Source organism: Sphingosinicella sp. (genome assembly GCF_052387495.1).
GTDB lineage: Bacteria > Pseudomonadota > Alphaproteobacteria > Sphingomonadales > Sphingomonadaceae > Allosphingosinicella.
The window spans coordinates 1-4575 of record NZ_JBQTJC010000030.1 but is presented as its reverse complement, the minus strand read 5'-3'; the positions used below and the strand labels follow the sequence as shown (position 1 = coordinate 4575).

The window sequence follows — 4575 nt, the reverse complement described above, 5'->3', positions numbered from 1 at the left end:
CGTGAGGCACGACCAGCATCGGCTTGCCGTGGGCGAGCGCGCGAGTCACGGTACCATGGCCGCCATGGGTGATCACCAGCGCCGCTTCCTTCATGAGCTGGTTGTGCGGCGCGCTGCGCACGAGCTGGGTGTTGGCGGCGGGAGACAATTCCTCCGGCGCGATCGTCGCCCCGAGCGTCACCAGCAGCCGCACCGGCAGGCTCCCGGCGCCGTCGATGAGCCGCTGCAGCACGCCGACATGGTCCTGAAAGCTCGTGCTGAAGCCGACGAGGACGAGCGGGCGCACGTCAGCCGCGGGCCAGGGCGATCGCCAAGGCTCCGCCCAGTGCGGATCGTCCAGCTGCGGGCCGACGTAGAGGATGTGCGGCGGCAGGACCGGGGGCGCGAAGTCGAACGCCCGGCTGGTGCCGAGCAGCAGCTTCTCCGCGGCGAGATGCTGGTCGGCGAGGTCGGCGAGCGGCGTCAGGCCAAGCGCCGCGCGCGCCGCGTTAAGTGCCGGCAGCCCTGCGTTGAACATCGCGCGGTTGCCCTCCGCCACCTCGCGGTGCAGCGCCTCTTCCTCGGGGGTCCGCGCGGGCACCAGACCTGGCCCGAGCGGCGGCACGCCCGCCATCGGCAGCAGGCTGATATTGCAGCTGAGCAATGCGAACTTCTGACCCACCGCTTCGCAACCGGCCATCACGCCGAACAGCATTTCGCTGGAGACGACGAGATCCGCCGGCTCGCGCCGCAGCTCTTCGATCACGTCCTCGGCATAAGCGAGCGCGGGGCCGGTCATGATCCGGTCGATGACGCGCTGGACCTGCTCCTGCGGCGTCGCGACCTCCCAGTCGCGGAAGACGTCGCTGTCCTTGGTCCGGTCGATGCGGCTCGGCGCGCGCCGCCAGGGGACGAAGGCCGCGCCCGCCGCTTCGGCCTCGGGCCGGTTGCAGCGATCGCTCATCACGCGGACGCGATGGCCGCGGGCGGCCATTTTCGCCGCGACGGTCAGAGCCGGGCCGACCGAGCCGCCGCCCTCCCAGGTTGCGAACAGGAAATTCAGTCTATCCGAAGCACCGGTCATTCATCGTCTCCCGAAACGGTGTCAAACATCTCTTCGCGCGCAACGCCGAGCGCGGCGGCGCACATTATCTCCAGCAGCGCGCGATACTCCGCGATCGGGCGCGCCATGTCCTTGCGGATCAGCCTCCAGACGTAGATGTCGCCGGCGACGACCAGGGCGTCGACTGCCCGTCGCCGGGCGCCCTCGGTCAACCGCGCCAGCGCGGGCGCGAAGGCGCTCGCGATCCAGTCCCGATGGAAGGCGCGGCCGCTGTCGGTGAAGGCGCGTAGCGCGGGATATTTGTCCTCCTGCGCGAGCATCCGCATGATCAGCTCGCCGATCTCCTCATAATCCTCGATCAGCGCCTCGATGGCGGCCGCATGGTCTCCCGGGGCGACCGTCCGGCGCTGGATGATCTCCTCGTTCATCCGCTCCTGCATCGCGCCGAGCAGGCCCTCCTTGCTGCCGAAGCGGCGGAGTACGGTCTGCACCGCCACGTCCGCCGCGCCGGCGACGTCCTCCAGGCGAATCTCGTCGAACCAGCGCGCGCGGAATTGTGCGACGAACGCATCGACGATGCGCCTGCCCGTTTCCTCGGTGGCGCGCGCACGCGCCGATTGGCGATAGGGCCGCTTGGGCGATTCGACATTCATGCGACTCGCCATAACATGAAAATGCGTGAATGCAACATTCATGTGAGTTTGGCTCGCATGAATATTCGCCGAGCTGGCTTGAGCCCTCCGAGCCCTTGGCAGCCGCTTTTCCGTCGGCATCTCGCCCGGCCGACCGAGTTTCCTCAGCATTCCCTCATGACTTCGACGGCCCTCGCGCCTATGAGAGCGGCGAAGGGGTATTCATGACCGAACGACCGCAAACGCCGCTGCTCGACACGGTCGAGACGCCCGAGGACCTGCGCGGGCTGGAGCGCGGGCAGCTGCGCCAGCTCGCCGACGAATTGCGCGCCGAGACGATCTCGGCGGTCTCGGTGACCGGCGGCCATCTCGGCGCCGGCCTGGGCGTGGTCGAGCTCACGACCGCGATCCACTACGTCTTCGATACGCCGCGCGACCGGCTGGTCTGGGACGTCGGCCACCAATGCTACCCGCACAAGATCGTCACCGGCCGGCGCGACCGGATCCGCTCGATCCGGATGGGCGGCGGCCTGTCCGGCTTCACCAAGCGCTCGGAAAGCGAATACGACCCGTTCGGCGCGGCGCACAGCTCGACCTCCATCTCGGCGGCGCTGGGCTTCGCGGTGGCGAACAAGCTGAGCAACCGGCCCGGCAAGGCGATCGCGGTGATCGGCGACGGCGCGATGAGCGCCGGCATGGCCTATGAGGCGATGAACAATGCCGAACAAGCGGGGAACCGGCTGGTCGTCATCCTCAATGACAACGACATGTCGATCGCGCCCCCGGTGGGCGGGCTCTCCAACTATCTCGCCCGGTTGGTCTCCTCGGGCAAATATCTGACGCTGCGCCACCTCGCCCAGCGCTTCGCCCGCAAGCTCCCCGATCCGCTCCATAACGCGGCGCGCAAGGCCGAGGAATATGCCCGCGGCATGGCGACCGGCGGCACGCTCTTCGAGGAATTGGGCTTCTATTATGTCGGCCCGGTCGACGGCCACGACGTCGACCTCCTCGTCAAGATCCTCGAAAACGTCCGCGACGCCGATTTCGGCCCGATGCTCGTCCATGTCGTCACCAGGAAGGGCAAGGGCTATGCCCCGGCCGAGGCGGCGGCGGACAAATATCACGGCGTCGTCAAGTTCGACGTCGTCACCGGCAAGCAGGACAAGGGCCCGGGCGGCGGCCCGCCGGCCTATCAGAACGTGTTCGGCGAGACGCTGGCCAGGCTGGCCGACGACGATCCGAAAATCTGCGCGATCACCGCGGCGATGCCCTCGGGCACCGGCGTCGACAAATTCGCCAAGGCGCATCCGGATCGCGCCTTCGACGTCGGCATCGCCGAGCAGCATGCGGTGACCTTCGCCGCGGGCCTCGCCGCGCAGGGCATGCGGCCCTTCTGCGCGATCTACTCGACCTTTCTCCAGCGCGCCTACGACCAGGTCGTCCACGACGTCGCGATCCAGAACCTCCCGGTCCGTTTCGCGATGGACCGCGCCGGGCTGGTCGGCGCGGACGGGCAGACCCACGCCGGCAGCTTCGATCTCGCTTATCTCTGCACCCTTCCCAATTTCGTCGTGATGGCCGCCGCCGCCGAGGCCGAGCTCGCGCACATGACGAAGACCCTGCAGGAGCATGACTCGGGGCCGATCGCGGTGCGCTATCCGCGCGGCAACGGCGTCGGGGTGCCCATGCCGGCGGTTCCGCAGGCGCTGGAGATCGGCAAGGGCCGCGTGGTCCGCGAGGGCAAGAAGGTGGCGATCCTCTCGCTCGGCACCCGCCTCGCCGAGGCGCTCAGGGCCGCCGACCGGCTCGACGCGCAGGGCCTCTCGACCACGGTCGCGGACCTCCGCTTCGCCAAGCCGCTCGACGAAGCGCTGATCCGCCGCCTGCTCGCCACCCACGAGGTCGCGGTGACGATCGAGGAGGCGGCGATCGGCGGCTTCGGCGCCCACGTCCTGACCCTGGCGAGCGACGCTGGCCTGATCGACGCCGGCCTCAAGCTGCGCACCATGCGCCTCCCCGACCGCTTCCAGGACCAGGACAAGCCCGAAAAGCAATATGCGGAAGCCGGCCTGGATGCCGACGGCATCGTCGCCACGGTCCTCAAAGCGCTTCGACATAATAGCGCCGGCGTGGTAGAAGGGGCGCGGGCCTAGCGCCCATGATGACCTTCGACATCGTTGCCCGATCGCTGATTGTGATCGCCACGGTCGCTGCGACGTGCGCCTTGTTTTTCTTTAGCATCATGCTGCTGGGTGCTGCCGGCGGGGGATGTGGCGGTTGCTCGGAAGGTACCGGCCTTTTCGTTCTCGCCTTGTGGGCCGGCCTTCAACTAGCCGTATTGCTGGCTGCGCGCCTGTGCTGGCGCCGGCTGGATAGAATTTGGGACGGATGAGCCGAGGAAGGCAACGCGCCGATCAGTTGCTCGTCGATCGCGGGCTCGTGGAGAGTCGGGCGAAGGCGCAGGCATTGATCCTCGCGGGACTCGTTTTCTCCAGCGAGCGGAAGATCGAGAAAGCGGGGCAGCAGCTCAGCGCAGATGCGCCGCTGGAGGTGCGGGGGAAGGATCATCCCTGGGTGTCGCGCGGCGGGATCAAGCTGGCGCACGGGCTCGATCATTTCGGCTGGAACGTGCGCGGCGCGGTGGCGCTCGACGTGGGAAGTTCGACCGGCGGCTTCACCGATGTGCTGCTTCAGCGTGGCGCGGCGAAGGTGTTCGCGGTCGACGTCGGCACCAACCAGCTCGCCTGGAGGCTGCGGCAGGACCCGCGCGTGATCGTCCATGAGCGAACCAATGCGCGCTATCTCACGGACGAGATCGTCACCGAGCCGGTCGACCTGATCGTCTGCGACGCGAGCTTCATCGGCCTCGCCAAGGTGCTCGATACAGCGCTCGGCTTCGCC

The 4575-nt window shown here is 68.2% G+C and carries 5 protein-coding genes; 3 read left to right on the top strand and 2 right to left on the bottom strand.

The genetic code is table 11. From position 1 onward, the window contains the following. Positions 1-1063 (bottom strand): glycosyltransferase (locus ACT4N8_RS02080; protein ID WP_444856479.1); only part of this gene is annotated, 1063 nt, incomplete at its 3' end. Further along, positions 1060-1695, bottom strand: coding sequence for a TetR/AcrR family transcriptional regulator (locus tag ACT4N8_RS02075; RefSeq protein ID WP_444856478.1), 636 nt, complete (start codon positions 1693-1695; stop codon positions 1060-1062). The genes ACT4N8_RS02080 and ACT4N8_RS02075, both read right to left, overlap by 4 nt. A 203-nt stretch (positions 1696-1898) precedes the next feature. Between ACT4N8_RS02075 and dxs the strand changes: the two genes are divergently transcribed. From dxs to ACT4N8_RS02060, 3 genes are all read left to right on the top strand, one after another. Further along, complete coding sequence (gene dxs / locus ACT4N8_RS02070; protein ID WP_444856477.1) at positions 1899-3827, top strand: 1-deoxy-D-xylulose-5-phosphate synthase; 1929 nt, start codon at positions 1899-1901, stop codon at positions 3825-3827. 8 nt (positions 3828-3835) lie between these two features. Further along, positions 3836-4066 (top strand): hypothetical protein, encoded by a 231-nt coding sequence (locus ACT4N8_RS02065; protein WP_444856476.1) that lies wholly within the window; start codon positions 3836-3838, stop codon positions 4064-4066. Further along, on the top strand, positions 4063-4575 hold a 513-nt coding region (locus ACT4N8_RS02060), incomplete at its 3' end, for a TlyA family RNA methyltransferase (protein ID WP_444856475.1). The genes ACT4N8_RS02065 and ACT4N8_RS02060, both read left to right, overlap by 4 nt.